Origin of the sequence: Streptomyces sp. NPDC051677 (genome assembly GCF_044453465.1) — a bacterium.
GTDB lineage: Bacteria > Actinomycetota > Actinomycetes > Streptomycetales > Streptomycetaceae > Streptomyces.
Genome location: NZ_JBITCT010000050.1, coordinates 15,328 through 34,747 on the forward strand (window position 1 = coordinate 15,328; position 19,420 = coordinate 34,747).

4 protein-coding genes are annotated in these 19,420 nt (G+C 72.6%); all 4 read left to right on the forward strand.

Features of this window, described 5'->3' with window-relative positions; genetic code table 11:
* Window positions 1-19: 19 nt before the first annotated feature.
* Window positions 20-3,310 (forward strand): type I polyketide synthase, encoded by a 3,291-nt coding sequence (locus ACIBAF_RS39895; protein WP_399470058.1) that lies wholly within the window; start codon window positions 20-22, stop codon window positions 3,308-3,310.
* 2 nt (window positions 3,311-3,312) lie between these two features.
* Window positions 3,313-9,009: an SDR family NAD(P)-dependent oxidoreductase gene (locus tag ACIBAF_RS39900; RefSeq protein WP_399470060.1), complete on the forward strand. Its 5,697-nt coding sequence runs from the start codon at window positions 3,313-3,315 to the stop codon at window positions 9,007-9,009.
* A 73-nt stretch (window positions 9,010-9,082) separates the two neighbouring features.
* Window positions 9,083-13,948 carry a type I polyketide synthase gene (locus tag ACIBAF_RS39905; RefSeq protein WP_399470062.1) on the forward strand — a complete coding sequence of 1,622 codons (4,866 nt, stop codon included), beginning with the start codon at window positions 9,083-9,085 and terminating at the stop codon, window positions 13,946-13,948.
* A gap of 71 nt (window positions 13,949-14,019) precedes the next feature.
* Window positions 14,020-19,416, forward strand: coding sequence for a type I polyketide synthase (locus ACIBAF_RS39910; protein ID WP_399470064.1), 5,397 nt, complete (start codon window positions 14,020-14,022; stop codon window positions 19,414-19,416).
* Window positions 19,417-19,420 lie beyond the last annotated feature (4 nt).

Consider the following 19,420-nt stretch of genomic DNA (forward strand, 5'->3'; position numbering starts at 1 on the left):
ATGAACGGTGGAAAGAACAGTGTTCAATGACAAGGCCGACGCGACGACCCCCGAGCGGGAAGGTGCTCGCCGGGAGCCGATCGCCGTGGTCGGTGTGGGCTGCCGCTATCCCGGTGGGGTGAGCGACGCCGACGACCTGTGGCGCGTCGTCGTCGAGAGCCGGGACGCGGTCTCGGCTCCGCCCGTCAACCGCGGCTGGGATGTGGCGGGTCGGTACGATCCGGATCCCGACTCCCCGGGGCGCGGCCGTGCCGGCGGCTTCCTGCACGACGCCGACCAGTTCGATGCGGCGTTCTTCGGGATCTCCCGGCAGGAGGCCGCGGCCCTCGACCCCCAGCAGCGGCTGACGCTGGAGGTCTCGTGGGAAGCCGTGGAGAACGCCGGCATCGATCCCCGCTCGCTGCGCGACCGCCGGATCGGGGTGTTCCTCGGATCCACCATCCTCGACTACTCGGTCGTGCACGCCGCGGCGGGTGAGGCCGCCTCAGGCCACCTCGTCACGGGGACTAGGGGCGCGCCGCTCTCCGGACGCGTCTGCGGCACGATGGGGCTGCGCGGACCGTCCCAGACCGTCGACACCGCCTGTTCATCCTCGTTGGTCGCCCTGCATCTGGCCGTGCGGTCGCTGCGCGACGGAGAGTGCGTGGCCGCCCTCGCGGGCGGGGTGACCGTGATGTCGACGCCGAGCACCCTTGTCGATTTCGATACCCGCGGGCTGCTGGCCGCCGACGGCCGGTGCAAGGCGTTCGGCGCCGACGCGGACGGCTTCGGCCTCGGCGAGGGCGTCGGCGTCCTGTTGCTCGAACGACTCTCGGACGCGCGCCGGCAAGGGCACCCGGTGCTCGCGCTGATCCGCGGAACAGCGGTCAACTCCGTGGGCGCGTGCGAAGCACCGGACGGCATCACCGCACTGGAAGGCATCACCACACCGGACGGTCCGACATCCTGGGCGACTTCGGCCAGGGCGGCGCAGGAGCGGGTGATACGTGACGCGTTGGCCGCGGCCGGTGTGCCGGCCGGTGAGGTGGACCTGGTCGAGGCACACGGCGCGGGCACCCGGCTGGGCGACGCGATCGAGGCCGAGGCACTGACCGCGGTCTACGGCACGGCACGCAAGGCGGGCGATCCGCTGGCGATCGGTTCGGTGAAGTCCAACGTCGGTCACACACAGGCCGCCGCCGGCGTCGCCGGAGTGATCAAAGCAGTGATGGCGCTCCGGAACCGCACGCTGCCGCCCACCCTGCACGCCGACGAGGTCACACCCGAGGCCGACTGGTCGGCGGGCACGGTTCGGCCGGTGACCCGGGCGCAGCCGTGGAGCGACGGCGGGTATGCCCGGCGGGTCGGCGTGTCGGCCTTCGGACTCGGCGGGACCAACGCACATCTGCTGCTGGAGGAGGCCCCCGGACAGCCGTCGGCCGGGGCGGCGAGTGGGGCCGCGGAGGTGATCACGGCCCAGGGCTCCGGGCCCGGGCGTGAGAAGTCCGGGTCTTTGCTGCTGCCCTGGCTGCTCTCCGGGCGATCGGCACAGGCGCTGGCCGCGCAGGCGGCGGCGCTGCTCGACTGGTCGGCCCGCCAGCCGCAGGCCGACCCGTTGCACGTGGCGCGTGCGCTCGCAACCACCCGCAGCCGGTTCGAGCACCGCGCGGTCCTCCTCGGCCCGGATCTCGCCGGGTTGCGCCCGGCGCTCGCCGCGCTGGCCGGGGGAGACGAACATCCGGACGCCGTGACCGGCGAGGTACGCGCGACCGGCCGGATCGCTTTCCTGTTCTCCGGTCAGGGCAGCCAACGACCCCGCATGGGCACCGAGTTGTACGAGACCTTCCCCGCCTACGCGACGGAGTTCGACGCGATCTGCGCCGAGCTGGACCGGCATCTGCGAAGGCCGCTCAGGGAGATCGTTTTCGCCGACGCCGGTACGGCGGAGGCGGCGCTGCTGGACACCACCGAGTTCGCCCAGCCCGGCCTGTTCGCCGTCGAGGCCGCGCTGTTCGCGCTGCTGGACTCGTGGGGCGTGCGCCCCGACCTGCTGCTCGGTCACTCCATCGGCGAAGTCGTCGCCGCCTATGTCTCCGGGGTGCTCTCGCTCGCCGACGCCTGCGCTGTGGTGACCGCCCGGGCACGTCTGATGCAGGCCTTGCCGTCGGGTGGCGCCATGGCGGCGCTGCAGGCGTACGAGTCCGAGATCGTCGACCTGCTGCGGGAACGCGAGGACCAGGTGGGCATCGCCGCGGTCAACGGCCCGCGGTCCGTGGTCGTGTCAGGCGACGAGGACACGGTGATGGAACTGATCGAGCGCTGGCAGGCCCGGGGCAGACTGGCCAGCCGGCTGAACGTCAGTCACGCCTTCCACTCGCCGCGCATGGACGGCATGCTCGACGACTTCCTTCAGGTCACCTCGTCGGTCGAGTACCACGCGCCCTCCGTCCCGGTGGTCTCCAACGCCACCGGCGAGCCGGCCTCCGCCACCCAGCTGTCCGACCCCCGCTACTGGGTGGACCACGTGCGCGGCACCGTCCGCTTCGCCGACGGTGTGCGCACCCTCGTAGCGGAGGAGGGCGTCACCACATTCGTCGAAGTGGGCCCCGACAGGGTACTGACCGGCATGGCCGCCGACAGCCTGGGCGACAGGGACGCGCTGAGGGTGGCGGTGCTCCACCGGGACCGGCCCGAGGCCCGGTCGGCTCTGACCGCCCTGGCCCGGCTGCACTGCCAGGGCGTCCCGGTCGACCTGGCCCCGCTGCTGCCAGGCCGTGGTGCCCACGTCGACCTGCCGACCTACTCCTTCCAGCGGGAACGGCACTGGCTCGACGCCGCACCACGGGCGACAACCGGCGACGACGCGCGCTTGTGGCGGCTCGTCTCCCGGGCCGACACCGCGGCGGTCGCCGCCGAACTCGGTGTGGGGGAGCACGTCGGCCTCCCGGAGCTGCTGCCCGCCCTGGCCCGGTGGCGTGACCGCCCGTACACCGACACAGGAACGGCTCTGCCGGCCACCTCGGTCCTCGACCGGCCAGCACCTCCGGCCCCGGCGCCGCCCCGGCGGACCGCACTGCCCGACGGTCCTGTGGCGGGACCGGAGCCGGTCCTGGCCGAGATCGACCGGCTGGATGAACTCCTTGCCGGCCTCTCCCTCGATGAGCAGGCCAGCGCGGCGGTCGTCGCCCGGCTGCGGGAATTGACCAGGGCGCTGTCGCCCGCTCCGACGGGCGACAGCCCGCCGGTCGAACTGGCGAACGCCGACGCCGACTCGGTCCTCGCCTTCATCACCAACCAACTCGGCATTGGTGCCGAACCGGAAGCGGAGTGACCATGGCCAGCGAGAGCGAACTGCTCGGCTATCTGAAAAAGGTGACCGCGGAGCTGCACGAGACCCGCGAGCGCCAGCGGGTCGCCGAGGAGAAGGCGACAGAACCGATCGCCGTCGTCGGCATGGCCTGCCGGTTTCCCGGCGGGGTGGCGAGCGCCGAGGACCTGTGGCAGGTGGTCGCGGAAGGACGGGACGTCATCGGTGACTTCCCCGCCGACCGGGGCTGGGACGTCGAGGCGCTCTACGACCCCGACCCCGCCCGGCCGGACACGTCGTACGTGCGCAGCGGTGGATTCCTCACCGACGCGGCCGGCTTCGACGCGGAGTTCTTCGGCCTGTCGCCGCGTGAGGCGCTGGCGATGGACCCGCAGCAGCGGTTGCTGCTGGAGACGTCCTGGGAGCTGTTCGAGGGACTCGGCGCCGACCCCGCTGGCCTGACCGGATCGCGCACCGGGGTGTTCGTCGGCGTCGGGACTCAGGGCTACATCAGCGCTGCGACCCAGTCGGCCGAGGATGTGCGGGGCCATCTCGCGACGGGCAACGCCCTGTCCGTGGCCTCCGGGCGGATCTCCTACCTGTTCGGGCTGGAGGGTCCCAGCCTTACGGTGGACACGGCGTGTTCGTCATCCCTGGTCGCACTGCACCTGGCCATGCAGTCGCTGCGTAGCGGCGAGTGCTCGCTCGCCCTGGCCGGCGGAGCCACGGTGATCAGTAGCCCGCTGGTGTTCGTCGAGTTCAGCCGTCAGCGCGGGCTGGCCCCCGACGGACGCTGCAAGCCGTTCTCCGCGTCCGCCGACGGCACGGGATGGGCCGAGGGCATAGGACTGATAGCCGTCGAACGGCTGTCCGACGCCCGCCGTAACGGGCACCCGGTCCTGGCGCTGATCCGCGGTTCGGCTGTCAACTCCGACGGGGCGTCCAACGGCCTCACCGCCCCGAACGGACCTGCGCAGCAGCGGGTCATCCGGCAGGCCCTGGCCGACGCGGGGCTCTCCCCCGGCCAGATCGACGCCGTGGAGGCGCACGGGACGGGAACCGTGCTCGGCGACCCGATCGAGGCGCAGGCACTCCAGGCCACTTACGGTCAGCGACCGGCGGAGCAGCCGCTGTGGTTGGGATCGCTGAAGTCCAACCTGGGTCACACACAGGCCGCCGCCGGCATGGCCGCTCTCATTAAGATGGTGCAGGCGCTGCGCCACGAGTTGCTGCCGCGCACCCTGCACATCGACCGCCCGACCCCCCATGTCGACTGGAGTGACGGCGCCGTCCGACTGCTGACCGAGGCGCAGCCCTGGCCCGCCGGGCAGCGCACGCGCCGCGCCGGCATCTCCTCGTTCGGCATCAGCGGTACCAACTCGCACGTGATCATCGAAGAAGCCCCGCCGGAGCCCGACGGCACACCGCCCGAGCCGGCCGCCGGACCGGTCGTCTGGATGGTCTCGGCCCGCACCCGCGCGGCGCTGCAGGACCAGTGCGCTCGGATCGCCGCCGCGGTGTCCACCGGTACCGTCGCCGGAGCATCGGCCGTCGAGGTGGCCACCGCACTGGCGGGACGCGCCACCCGGTTCACCCACCGCGCCGCCCTGGTGGGCGAGGACACAGGGACGCTCGTCGCGCGACTGATGAACGCGCCGGTCGCCGCCGAGGCCGTGGAACCGGCCGCGGTCACCCTGCGACTGACCGGTGAACCGGCCGGCGCCGCCGACATCCGGGACCTGCGCGACGCCTTCCCGCCCTTCGCCGACGCGCTGGAGCAGGCCGCCGCCGAAGTCACCGCGGCCACCGGTGAGGATGTGCCGGCCGCGATCGAGAAGGATCTGGACGGGCGGTTGGTTTCACTGACCGGCTGGCTCGCGCTGCTGAGGATGTGGCGTCACCTCGGCGTACAGCCCGTCGCAGGGTGGGGCGACGCCGCCCGCGCCGCCGCCTACCTCGGCGGGGACCGCACCCTCGGTGAAGCACTCGACGACGTGGAGGCCGAGGTGCCGGAGGCCTTCACCGAGGGCGAGGGCCTCACGCTGGAGACCGGCTTCGGACCGCACACCCGGTGGGGCAGGACGGAGGTCCTCGTCGAGCTCGCCCGGCTGTGGGAGAGCGGGGTGCCCGTGGACTGGAGCCGGGTCTTCCCCCGGACAGCGGCACGGCCGGCCGTGCCGCCTCCGTACCCCTTCCAGCACACCCGGTTCTGGCCGGACGAGCCGTCCGCCGCCGATGTGGCGACGGCCGGTCTGCAACCCGCCGGGCACCCGCTGCTCGGCGCCCTCACCACGACTGTCGACGGCGAGGGGGTTTCCGCGTTCGGCCGGCTGTCGCTGTCGGCCCATGCCTGGCTGGGCGACCACGTCGTCGGGGGCCAGGTCTTTCTGCCCGGCACCGCCTACGTCGAACTCGCCCTGCACCTGGGCCGTGTGACCGGCTGCCCCGGGCTCGACGAACTCGTGCTGGAGAGCCCGCTGGTGCTGGCGCACGAAGGCGCGCGGCTGCTGCGGGCCGAGGTCGGCGGACCGGACGACAAGGGCTGGCGGGAGATCTCGGTGTACTCCCGCAAAGAGGGAACAGCGGATGAGGAAGGGGAGAACGACGTCTGGATCCGGCATGCCACCGGCACCCTCTCCAGGACGGAGGCGCCCCCGGCCGCCCGGTCCGCCTGGCCGCCTGCCGGTGCAAAGCAGCTGGACGTCACCGGACTGTACGACCGTCTGTCGGCCGCCGGGCTCGACTACGGACCGCGTTTCCGAGGGCTGTCGCAGGCATGGTCCGACGGCGAGGACCTCTACGCGAAGGTGCGGCTGCCCGACGAGGCACACGGCCAGGCACGGCGGTTCGGTCTGCACCCGGCCCTGTCCGACGCGGCGCTGCACACACTGGCCCTGCGCTCAGAAGACGAGGGCACGGGCCTGCTGCCCTTCCTGTGGCAGGGCGTCACCCTGCACGCCACCGGCACCACCGAGCTCTGGGCACGACTGCGCGGAGGCGCGGACGGCGTTGTCACACTCGACCTGGCGGACGGCGACGGAGCGCCCGTCGCCACGGTCACCGGGCTGACAGTGCGCCCGCTCGGCTCCGCCGCCTCAGCCCAGGACGACGCCGCCCGGGACAACCTGTTCCGAGTGACATGGGCCGACGCGGGCCCGGCACCCGAGCGGGACCACCGGCGGTGGACGACGGTCGGCGGCACCGACACCCCGGCCCGCTGGCACGACGCCGTGCCGGCCCTGCGTACCGCCGCTTCGCTGCGTGCCGTGCTCGACGGTGACGAGGATCCCGGTGAGGCCGTCCTGGTCTGGTGGTCGAGCGCTGAGCCGGACCCCGGGGCCGCGGTGGCCGAGGAGACCCGCCGCGCGCTCGGTCTGGTGCAGGACTGGCTCGCCGACGAGCGCACCGGTGACAGCCGGCTCGTCGTCCTGACCCGCGGCGCGGTGGCCGCCGCCCCGCTGGAACGGCCCGATCCCGCGCAGGCCGCCGTATGGGGGCTGCTGCGGTCGGCGCAGTCCGAGCACCCCAGCAGGTTCGTCCTGGTGGACCTCGACGGCAAGGAGTCCTCGTCCGCCCGGCTGTCGGCCGTGCTGGCGCACAGGGAGGCGCAATACGCCGTCCGCGACGGCGAGGTGCTCGTGCCTCGCCTCGTCCCGGCGGACCTGTCCATGCCATCGGCGGCCGAGCCGGAGACCCCGGAAGAGGGCCAGGTGCTCGTCGCGCTGAGGGCGGTGTCCGGCGGCGGCGCGGCCGGTTCGGTGCTCGCCGTCGGTCCGGCTGTCACCGATGTCGCTCCCGGCGACCGGGTACTGACCGGCGAGCGGGTCACCGACGAGCGCACGGTCCTGGTCGACACGCGGACACTGCGTGCCGTGCCCGCCGGCTGGTCGTATCCGCGCGCGGCGTCGGCCGCCGCGTATCTGCGTGCCGCCGGGGTGCTCGCGCTGGCACCGCAGGACCGGCCGGTCCTGGTGCACGACGTGACCACACTGGTGGACCACGCCGTCGTCGAGCTGGCCCAGCACCGGGGCCTGGAGGTCTTCGCCACCGCGGCACCCGCCCCCCGGGCGCTGCTGCGTGCCGTCGGCCTGGACGCCGGCCACCTCGCGTCCTCGCGCACGGAGGAGGCCGTTCATGTCTTCGCTCCGGCCCTTCGCGACCGACCGGTTGGACTGGTCCTCAACCTCCCCGGGGAGGACGACTCCGCCGAAGAACCGGCCGCACGGGCCATCCGCCGGCTCACGGCCGACGACACGCGGTTCGCCGCCGTACGGGACCTCGGGACCGGCCCCCTGCCAGAAGCCCTCGACGAACTGCGGGAGCTGCCACGCCCCGCGGCCGGCGAGGAGGAGGCGCTGTCCGGTTCCCGGGTGTGTACGACCGCACCGGCCTGGGACCCGCTCGGCACCGTGTTGATCACCGGTGGCACCGGAGGACTCGGCCTGCGGGTCGCCCGCCACCTGGTGGAGGCACGCGGGGCGCGCCGACTGCTGCTGCTCAGTCGGCGAGGGACCGGCACCCCCGGCGCCGAGCGGGCGCTGCGGGAACTCGCCGCGCTCGGCGCCGATGTCCGGGTCCACGCCGGGGACCTCACCGACCCAGTGACCATCACGGCCGCGCTCGCCTCGGTGCCGTCCGAACACCCGCTGACCGCCGTGGTACACGCCGCCGGCGTGATCGACGACGGTGTCCTGACTGGGCTGACCCCGCAGCGTCTGGCGACGGTGCTGGCCCCCAAGGCCGAGGCCGCCTGGGCGCTGCACGAGGCGACCCGGGATCTCGACCTCGCCGCCTTCGTGCTGTTCTCCTCGGCGGCCGGTGTGATCGGCGCGCCCGGACAGGGCAACTACGCCGCGGCCAACGCGTTCCTGGACGCGCTGGCCCAGCGCCGCCGGGCGTCGGGGCTGCCCGCAGTGTCCCTCGCGTGGGGGTTGTGGCAGGAGGCCACCGAGCTGACCCGGGATGTCACGGACGCCGATGTGGGGCGGATGGCGCGGGCCGGGCTCGGCGCGCTGCCCACCCGGCTGGGGCTCGCCCTGTTCGACGCGGCGACCACCGGCGACGGCGACGCGCTGCTGGTGGCCGCTCCCTTCGACCGGCGCACCCTGTGGACCCGGGCGGCCGATCCCGGCCTGCCCACACTTCTGCGCCGGCTGGCCGGTGTCCAGGACCGCGGTCACGACGACGACTCCGCGAGCACGCTCAAGACGGAACTCGCAGGCCTTGCGGAGGTTGACCGACGAGGCCGGCTGCTGACGCTGGTGCGGCAACTGGCCGCGGTGGTGCTCGGCTACGGCTCGGCCACGGCCGTCGCCGCCGGCCAGACGTTCACCGAACTGGGCCTGGACTCCCTGGGCGCGGTTGAGCTGCGCAGCCGGTTGACCTCAGCGACGGGCCTGACCCTGCCGGCGACGCTGGTGTTCGACTTCCCGACACCGGCCGCGCTCGCGGACCGTCTGCTGGTGCTGCTGGAGCCGCCCGCACCCGTCTCACCCCTGCACGCCGAGATCGACCGACTGGCCGAGACGCTGGCGGCGCAGCAGCCGGACGACGCCGAGCGGCGCCGCGTCACCGCGCGGTTGGAAGCACTGTTGTGGGCCTGGGCAGACGGCCACACGGATACGTCCGGGCAGCCTCCCGCGCAGGACCTCGAGACCGTCTTCGAGGGTGAGAGCGACGAAGACATCTTCGCCCTGGTCGACCAGGAGCTCGGCACGGACTGACTTCTCGTCTCCGCTCTCCCCCGCCCCTCTCGCCCTCCGTACGGGATAGCACAGAACTCTGGAGCCCGCTCCCATGTCAAACGAAGACAAGTACCGCGACTATCTCAAACGCGTCACCGCCGACCTGCGCAGCACGAAACAGAACCTGAAGGAGGTCCGCGACCGCGCCACCGAACCCATCGCCATCATCGGCATGAGCTGCCGTTTCCCCGGCGGCGTCGACTCACCGGAGCAGCTGTGGGACCTCGTCCTCGGCGACGGCGACGCGATCGGGCCACTGCCCACCGACCGTGGCTGGCCCCTGGACACCCTGTACGACCCCGACCCCGACACGCCGGGCAGAAGCTATGTCACCGAGAGCGGATTCCTGGGCGGTGCCGCCGAGTTTGACGCCCCGTTCTTCGGCATCTCCCCTCGGGAGGCCCTCGCGATGGACCCCCAGCAGAGGCTGCTGCTGGAGACCTCCTGGGAAGCCGTGGAACGGGCGGGCATCATCCCGGAAACACTGCGCGGCAGCAGCACCTGCGTGTTCGTCGGCATGTCCGCGCACAGCTACGGCTCCGGGTCGCCCACGATCCCCTCGGAGGTGGAGGGGCATGTCGTGACCGGCGTCGCCCCCGCCGTCGCCTCCGGCCGCATCGCGTACACCTTGGGTCTGGAGGGCCCGGCGATGACCGTGGATACCGCCTGCTCGTCGGCCCTCGTATCACTGCACCTGGCGTGCGAGTCGCTGCGCCGGGGCGAGACGAACCTCGCGCTGACCGGTGCCGCCGCCGTGATCGCCAGCCCGACGGTGTTCAGCGAGTACAGCAGGCAGCGCGCGCTCGCCCCCGACGGCCGGTGCAAGTCGTTCTCCGACGACGCCGACGGCACCAGCTGGTCCGAGGGCGCCGGCATGCTGGTCCTGGAACGGCTGTCGGACGCACGCCGCAACGGCCACGAGGTGCTCGCCGTGATACGCGGCTCCGCACTCAACCAGGACGGCGCATCCAACGGCCTCACCGCGCCGCACGGGCCCTCCCAGCACCGGGTGATAGAGGCCGCGCTGAGCGCCGCCCAGGTCGCACCCGGCCAGGTCGACATGGTCGAGGCGCACGGCACCGCGACCCCGCTCGGCGACCCCATCGAGGCTCAGACACTGGTCGACGTCTACGGCCGCGACCGCGATCCCGAGCGTCCCCTGTGGTTCGGATCGCTGAAGTCCAACATCGGCCACGCACAGGCCGCGGCGGGAGTCGGCGGGATCATCAAGGCCGTCCTCGCCCTGCGGCACGGCGTGATGCCCAGAACGCTGCACGTCGATGCGCCGACTCGGGAGGTCGACTGGGGAGAGGGACAGGTCCGGCTGCTCACTGAGGCGATGCCTTGGCCGGAGGGAGACCGGCCGCGCCGGGCCGCAGTGTCGGCCTTCGGCATGAGCGGCACCAACGCGCACGTCGTCCTGCAACACGACGCCCGGACCACGGCGCCCGAGGTGCGGTCGGCGGCCGGTGCCCCGCCGGACAGCAGGGACCCGGCGCCGCAGACGGCCACGGCCGGCTCCGGAAAGCCGTCAGCGGTACCGGTCGTGCTGTCGGCCAAATCCCCTGCCGCGCTCAGCGCCCAGGCCGACCGGTTGCGCTCCTTCCTCCGAGCCCGGCCGCAGGCCCAGCCGGCCGACGTGGCCTGGTCGCTGGCGACCACCCGGTCTCTCTTCCACCACCGGGCCGCGGTGCTGGCTGCCGATCGCGACACCCTGCTGGACGGTCTGGACGTCCTGGCGACCGGTGAGAGGCTGCCGCTCGGAGTGGTCTCCGACGTCGCGGCCGAGGGCGGCATGGCGCTGATGTTCCCCGGGCAGGGCGGTCAGTGGGCGGGCATGGCCCGCGATCTGATGGCCGAGTCACCGGTCTTCGCCGACTCCCTGCGCGCATGCGCGGAGGTGATGGATGAACTCGTCGACTGGCGTCTGCAGGATGTCGTGGCCGGTACGGACGGGCATCTGCTCGACCGCATCGACGTGGTCCAGCCCGCGCTGTTCGCCGTCATGGTCTCGCTGGCCCGGCTGTGGCAGTCGTGGGGCGTGCGGGTCGACGCGGTCGTCGGGCACTCGCAGGGCGAGATCGCGGCCGCCTGTGTGTCGGGCGCGCTCACTCTCAAGGACGCGGCGCGCGTCGCGGTGACCCGCTCCCGGCTCATCGTCGAACTCTCCGGGAAAGGCCGGGCCCTCTCCGTCGGGCTTTCGGCACCCCATGCCTTGGAGCGTCTCGCGCCCTGGGGAGACGAGCTGTCGCTCGCCGCGGTCAACGGTCCGGACTCCGTGGTGGTCTCCGGCGCGTCCGAGGCGTTGCGCGGCTTCGCCGCCAAGTGCAAGGCCGACGGCGTTTGGGCCTGGTGGATCGAGGTGGACTTCGCCTCCCACTCCGCGGCCGTGGAAGAGATACGCGACGAACTGCTCGCCGCCATCGCCGGGATCGAGCCGGTAGACGGCACGGTACCGCTGTACTCGACGGTGACCGGCACCCGGCTCGCCGGGCACGAGCTGGACGCCGGCTACTGGTACCGGAACTTGCGGCAGACCGTGCTGTTCCAGGACGCGGTCGAGGCGCTGGCCTCGGACGGGTTCAGGTTCTTCGTGGAGGCGAGCCCGCACCCGCTGCTCGCGGTCGGAGTGCAGCAGACCCTTGAGGCGGTGCGCGCACCCGGCGTGCCCGTCGGCACACTGCGCCGTGACATCGGCGGGCTGGACCGTGCGCTGCTGTCGCTGTTGGAGGCGCATGTCGCCGGCCTGCCGGTGGACTGGTCCCGGGTGCTGGCCCCCGGCGAACGCCTGCCGCTGCCGACGTACGCCTTCCGGCACGAGCACTACTGGCTCGTGCCGCCCGTCCCTGTGGCTCCGGGCAAGGAGGCGGACACCGGGTTCTGGGACGCGGTGGAACGCGAGGACATCGAACGGCTCAGCGCCGAACTGGGCACGGAGGACGGGCTCCGCGCTGTCGTACCGGCGCTCGCGCGCTGGCGGCGGCGCAACCGGCTGCGCTCCGAACTGGACGAGTGGCGCTACCGCATCGGGTGGATCCCGGTGGCACGACCGCAGGAGGTCCCTAGACTCCCCGGCCGCTGGCTCGTCGCCGGGTCCATAAGCGCCGACGAGCATGGCCTTGAAAGGCTGTTCGAGGAAGTGGTGCGACTGCCGCTGGAGGGCGCCGACCGCTTCTCGCTGGCCACCGCCCTGGCCGCGGTGGGGGCGCTGGACGGTGTGCTGTGCCGGTCCGACCACGCCGAGCATGTGCTGGCGCTCGTCCAGACCCTCGGCGACATCGGGATCACCGCGCCGCTGTGGTGCGTCACCCGCCAGGCGGTCAGCACGGGCTCGGCCGATGCGCTGCGCAGCCCGCAGGGCGCCGCCGTGTGGGGTCTGGGAAGGGTCGTCAGCCTGGAACACCCGGAACGCTGGGGCGGTCTGATCGACCTCCCGGGCGTGCTGGGCGAGCGGGAGGTCGCCCTGCTCGGGGGGGTTCTCGGCGCGGGCGGTGCCGAGGACCAGCTCGCCGTGCGCCCCGACGGCGTGTGGGCCCGCCGGCTGATGAGGGCCCACGAGGGCGTCCAGGGCACGCGGCCGTGGCGGCCCTCGGGCACCGTTCTGGTCACCGGCGGCACCGGTGCGGTCGGCGGACACGTCGCCCGATGGCTCGCCGCCCACGGAGACTGCTCGATCGTGCTGCTCTCCCGGCGCGGCGCCGAAGCCCCCGGCGCGGCAGAACTGCTCGCCGAACTGCACGCCACCGGCACTCCGGCCAGGGCCGTCGCGGCCGACGTGGCCGACCGGGACGCGGTCGCCACCCTGCTTCGGCAACTGGCCGACGACGGCGCGCCGGTCCGGTCGGTCTTCCACGCGGCAGGTGTCGGGCAGAGCACCTCCCTCGCCGAGATGAGCCCGCGGGAGTTCGCCGACGTGGTCTCGGCGAAAATCGATGGAGCCCGGATCCTGGACGAACTCCTCGACGGCACCGAACTGGACGCGTTCGTGGTGTTCTCCTCGATCTCGGCGGTCTGGGGCAGCTCTTTCAGCGGGGCCTACGCCGCCGGGAACGCCTACCTCGACGCCCTGGTCGCGCAACGCCGGGCACGCGGAGCGGCCGGCACCTCGGTGGCCTGGGGCATTTGGGCGGACGCGGGGATGGTGGACAGGGACACCGCGCAGCAGCTGCGCCGCATCGGTGTCGGCGCGCTGAAGCCCGCCCAAGCGATCGCCTCGCTGCAGCGGACGCTCGAGGACGACGAGGCCGATGTCACCGTCGCCGACGTGGACTGGGTGCCGTTCACCGCCAGTTACACAGCCGTGAGGCGACGTCCGCTGATCGAGGACCTGCCCCAGGTGCGGGCGGCGCAGACGGCCGTCCCGGAGACGCGCGACACGGCGGCCGAAGCCTTCCGTAGGGAGCTGTCCGCGCTCGAACCGGCCGCCATGCAGACCGCGTTGCTCGATCTGGTACGGAACGAGGTGGCTGCCGAGCTGGCCTACCCGGACCCGGCTCAGGTGGAACCCGGGCGTTCGTTCCGCGACCTCGGGCTGGACTCCCTGGCCTCCGTCGGGCTGCGCAAACGGCTCAACAGCAGGCTCGGGGTGGACACCCCGGTGACGCTCGCCTTCGACCATCCCTCGCCCACGGCCATCGCGGCCTTCCTGCAGCAGCTGCTCACCGTCGAAGGCGCGTCCGGAACGGGGACCGCCGACGAGGAGTTCGACCGGCTGGAGGCCGCACTGGCCGCATTCAAGCTGGACTCGGTGGGCCGGTCCCGGATCTCGATGCGTCTGGCCAATCTCCTCACACGCTGGAAAGCGGGAGAGGAGGCCGCGCCCATCCCGGCCGACGCCGACGTGCCCGGAGGGCGACTCGACGACGCCACCGACGAGGAACTGCTGGCCATGCTCGGCAGTGAATTCGACATCTCCTGACGCGGCATCCTCCCGAAAGGTCCACCATGTCCGCTCCCGCATCAGACGGCCCGGCGTCGACGCAGCACCGGATGAGGCATTTCCTCAAGCAGATCAGCGCCGATCTGCGGCTCGCCCGGCAGCAGCTGCACCAGTACGAAGTCCGGGACAAGGCCGACCCGATCGTCATCGTCGGCATGAGCTGCCGTTTTCCCGGCGGCGTACGCAACCCCGACGAGCTCTGGAACCTGGTCGCCACCGGCACCGACGCCGTCTCACTGTTCCCCTCGGACCGAGGCTGGGACACCGAGCGGATCTACGACCCGAACGGCGACCGGCCCGGCACCACCCTCACCCGTGAGGGCGGCTTCCTGTACGGTGCGGCGGAGTTCGACGCCGGATTCTTCGGCATCTCGCCACGTGAGGCGACCGGCATGGACCCACAGCAGCGGCTGCTGCTGGAGACGTCCTGGGAGGCGCTGGAGTACGCCGCGATCGATCCGGCGGGCCTGCGTGGCAGCCGCACCGCGGTCTACGTGGGCGCGGCGCCCCAGGGCTACGGGTTCGACGCGCAGAGTGCCGGTGTGGGCCTGGAGGGCTACGGCATCACCGGTGTGTCCACCTCACTGTTGTCCGGGCGGATCGCCTACACCCTGGGACTGGAGGGTGCCGCGCTGACCATCGACACCGCGTGCTCCTCCTCGTTGGTGGCGCTGCATCTGGCCTGCCAGGCGCTGAGCCGGGGCGAGTGCGACCTCGCCCTGGCGGGAGGCGTGACCGTGATGGCGGCGCCCAGCGGCTTCATCGAGTTCAGCCGGCAGGGCGGGCTGGCACCGGACGGCCGGTGCAAGTCGTTCTCCGACGACGCCGACGGGACCGGCTGGTCCGAAGGCGTGGGCATGCTCGTGGTCGAGCGGCTCTCGGACGCCCTGCGGTCCGGCCACGAGGTGCTGGCCGTCGTCCGCGGCTCCGCGGTGAACCAGGACGGCGCGTCCAACGGCCTCACCGCGCCGAACGGCCAGGCACAACAGCGGGTCATCCTGGACTCGCTGGCCAGCGGCGGACTGACTCCGGCCGACGTCGACCTCGTGGAGGGACACGGCACGGGTACCCGGCTGGGCGACCCGATCGAGGCGCAGGCGTTGATCGCCACTTACGGCCGGGCCCACGCCGACACGACGCCGCTGTACCTGGGGTCGTTGAAATCGAACATCGGCCACGCCCAGGCCGCCGCGGGCGTCGGCGGCATCATCAAGATGGTGCAGGCGATGCGGTACGGGTCGATGCCGCCGAGCCTCCACGTGGAGAAGCCCACGAGCGAGGTGGCGTGGGAGGGCAACGGCGTCGAACTGCTGACGCAGGAGCGGGAGTGGAGCCGCGGAGCCGGGCCGCGCCGGGCCGGCGTCTCCTCGTTCGGCATCAGCGGGACAAACGCGCATGTGGTGCTGGAGGAGTTCAACTCCGGACCGGGGGAGCGCGGCCCAGCGGCGGGCGCTCCCTCGGACGTGGTGCCGCTGGTGCTGTCCGCCAAGTCCGGCCAGGCCCTGTCGGGGCAGGCCGCGGCACTGCGCGATTTCCTCAACGCGCGTCCCGGGACCGGCCTCGCCGAGGTCGCCCGGTCACTGGTGACCACCCGGTCCCTGTTCAGCCACCGAGCCGTACTGGTCGGCGACCGTACCCAACTCCTCACCGAACTGGACCAGCTGGCCGTCGCCGCACCCACCACGCCCGCCGCCGGCGACGCGCCGCTGACCGCCGTGTTCACCGGCCAGGGGGCCCAACGCGTCGGCATGGGACGCGAACTCAGCCGGGCCTTCCCTGCCTTTAATTGGGCACTCGACGAGATCTGCTCGGTTGTCGATCCGTTTCTCGGGCGAGGTCTGCGCGAGGTGATGTGGTCCGACGCGGACGACGCCGAACAGACACTCGCCCGCACCGAGTACGCTCAACCTGCCCTGTTCGCCTTCGAACTGGCGCTCGCCCGCCTCTGGCAGTCCTGGGGCGTGCGGTTCGGCGCCGTCACCGGTCACTCCGTCGGTGAGATCGCCGCCGCCGTCACCGCCGGTGTTCTCACCCTCGAGGACGCCGCGCGCCTGGTGGTCACCCGCGGTCGTCTCATGCAGCAACTTCCCCCCGGTGGCGCCATGCTCGCCGTCAACGCCTCGGATACAGAGGTCACCACGGTCCTGGCCGGTACCCCCGAGGTCGTGGTCGCCGCCGTCAACGGACCGGACTCCGTCGTCGTCTCCGGTGGCGAGGAACACATCGGCCGGCTCGCCGACCACTGGCGTCAGCGCGGCACCCGCGTGGCCCGCCTCAATGTCAGCCACGCCTTCCACTCCCCCCTCATGGACCCCGTACTGGAGGAGTTCCGCGCCGTCCTGAACCAGATCACCTTCCGCCCGCCCACCCTCCTCGTGCACCCCGCGGCCGACACCTCCCATCCCATCGACACCCCCGACTACTGGATCGACCACGTCCGCAACGCCGTGCACTTCGCCAAGGCCGTCGACGCGATTCCGCGCACCCACGTCCTCGTCGAGATCGGCCCCGACGCCGCCCTCACCCCTCTCACCACCGACACGCACCCCACCGCGCCCACCTGCCGCAAGGGACGGCCCGAAACCCAGACCGTCCTCCAGGCGCTCGGCCACGCCCACACCCACGGCGCCGCCGTCGACTGGACGGCCGTCCTTCCGGAGGCACGGGCCGTCCGGCTTCCCGCCTATGCCTTCCAGCACCAGAGGTTCTGGCTCACTCCGGCCCGGACCGCTGGGCACGGCCGGGACGCGAGCGGCGACCAGGCCTTCTGGGCCGCCGTCGAGAAGGAGGACTTCTCCACGCTCGCCGAGACGCTCGGCGTCCCGGCCGAACTGGAGCCTGCGGTGCCGGCACTCGCGCGGTGGCACCGGGACAACACGCGCCGGCGGACCATGGATTCCTGGCGGTACCGGGTCGTCTGGAACCCGGTGGAATGGGCCCCCGCCTCCCAGGCACCGGGCTCCTGGCTGGTCGTGCTGCCGCACGGCGGGGGCGACCCGGACGTGCTCCGCTCCCTGACCCGGGTGCTGGCGGACGTCGTGACGGTCGAGCTGGGACGGGAAGCGGACCGGCGGGCGACCGCCGAGGCGCTGGCCATGGCGGTCAAAGGTGTGCCGCTGCTGTCCGGCGTGATCTGCCTGCCCGGCCGGCCGGAAAACCTTCTCGTCCTGGTCCAGGCCCTCGGTGATATCGGGGCGGGGGCGCGGCTGTGGTGTCTGACCAGGGGCGCTGTGGCCACGACCGAGGGCGAGGCACCCGACCCGCTCTCCGCCGCCTGCTGGGGCGTCGGTCTGGTCGCCGGTCTCGAACATCCGGGGCGCTGGGGCGGACTGATCGATCTTCCGGGACGTCTCGACGACCGCTCCACCGGCTGGCTCGCAGGTGTCCTCGCCGGCGACGGTGAGGAGGACCAACTCGCCATCCGCGTCGGCGGCGTGCTGCGGCGCAGGCTCGTGCCCGCGCCCACCGCCGCGGAGCCGCGCAGTACCTGGCGTCCCGGCGGCACGGTCCTCGTCACGGGCGGAATCGGCTCGATCGGTGCGCACGTCGCCCGTTGGCTGACGGCCCAGGGCCCCTGCTCTCTCGTTCTGGTCTCGCGGCGCGGCGCTGAAACGCCGGGGGCCGGCGACCTGCGGAAGGAACTTCAAGGACGGGGAGCGCGCGTGCGGCTGGCCGCCGCCGACGTCACGGACCGGGAGAGCATGGCCGCCCTGGTCGCAGAGGTCGCCGCCGACGAGGGACCGGTACGCGCCGTCTTTCACGCGGCGGGCGTGGGCCAGAACACCGCCATCGCCGACATGGGTCTCGACGAGTTCCGGGCGGTCTCGTCCAGCAAGACCGACGGAGCGCGGGTCCTCGACGAACTCTTCGCCGACGACGAACTGGACGCCTTCGTGCTGTTCTCCTCGGTATCTGGCGTCTGGGGCAGCGGGCGCTACGCGGCCTACGCCGCGGGCAACGCATACCTGGACGCGCTGGCCGAACGGCGCCGTGCCCGCGGACTGCCCGCCACCGCGGTGGCGTGGGGTGTCTGGGCGGAGTCGGGGATGGTGGGACCGGACGGCGAGCGGCACCTGCTCCGCCGAGGCCTGGTGCCCATGCCGCCGGAGGACTGCGTGGCGGCGCTCGGGCGTGCCCTGGACGACGACGAGACCAGGGTCACCGTCGCCGACGTCGACTGGGAGACATTCCTCGTCGGGTACACTGCCGCCCGTCGGCGGCCACTGGTCGAGGAACTGCCCCAGGCCCGCGACCTGCTCGGCGAACGCCCCGCCGCGGCTCCGGCGAGCCAGGGCGACATCCGCCGCACGCTCGCGGGTCTGGCGCCACAGGAGCGGCGGATCGCGCTGAGGGACCTGGTGAGCGCCACGGTGGCCGATGTACTGGGCCACGCGGATGCCGCGTCCGTCGACGCCGAGCGGCCCTTCGTGGAGATGGGCTTCGACTCCATGTCCGCCGTGGAGGTCCGCAATAGGCTCAATGTCGCCACCGGCCTAGCCCTCCCGGCGATGCTGGTCTTCGAGCATCCGACGGTGGTCGCCATAGGAGAGTTCCTCCACACCACGCTTGCCGACGGAGCACCAGCGGGCCCGCATACGGCTGGTCCGGTCGTGGAGTCTGGGGAGTCGTTCGCGGCCATCTACCGTCAGGTCGCGATCCGCGGCCGGATGACCGAGGTCGAGGCGCTCCTGACCGGTGCGGCCGGGCTGCGCAGCAGGTTCACGGACCCCTCGCAGGTCGAGGGCGGACCCGGCTTCGTCCGGCTGGCCACCGGTGGCGATGGGCCGGCAGTCATCTGCTTCCCGCCGTTCGCCCCGGTCGAGCAGTCTCTGCAGTTCGCCCGGCTTTCCATGTTCTTCCGAGGCCGGCGCGACCTGTCGATGGTCTTCGTGCCCGGGTTCCTGCCCGACGAACCGATCGCCGCGACGCGTGAAGCGCTGGTCGAGGCGCTGGCCCGCGAGACGATGCGCTGCGGCGGCGGCAGGCCGTTCGCGCTGCTCGGATACTCGTCCAGCGGCTGGCTGGCACACTCGGTCGCGGCGCGGCTGGAGGAGCGGGAAGAGCCCGCCCAGGGCCTGGTACTCCTCGACACCTATCTGCCCGACAGCATGTCGCTGAGCATGCGTCAGGCGATGACGTACGAGGTCAACGAGCGGCGCTCCAGGTTCACCACGATGAACTTCACGACGCTGACGGCCCTCGGCGCGTACCGCAGGCTTTTCCGCGGATGGGTGCCCGAGCCCGCGGCCACCCCCACGCTGTTCGTCCGCCCGGAGGACTGCATCCCCGGCGACCCGGCAGCACCGCCGATGACCGAAGACTGGCGCGCGCACTGGCCGCTCCCGCATCGCGAGACGGTCGTCCCCGGCGACCACTGCACCATCGTCGCCGAACACGCCGAGGCCGTCGCCGCCGAGGTGCACACATGGCTGGAAGAACAGCGCTGACCAC

Excerpts from the sequence above, each read along its gene's own strand:
- ACIBAF_RS39900 (WP_399470060.1), top strand. The coding sequence starts at position 3,313 with ATGGCCAGCGAGAGCGAACTGCTCGGCTATCTGAAAAAGGTGACCGCG.
- ACIBAF_RS39905 (WP_399470062.1), top strand. The coding sequence starts at position 9,083 with ATGTCAAACGAAGACAAGTACCGCGACTATCTCAAACGCGTCACCGCC.
- ACIBAF_RS39910 (WP_399470064.1), top strand. The coding sequence starts at position 14,020 with ATGAGGCATTTCCTCAAGCAGATCAGCGCCGATCTGCGGCTCGCCCGG.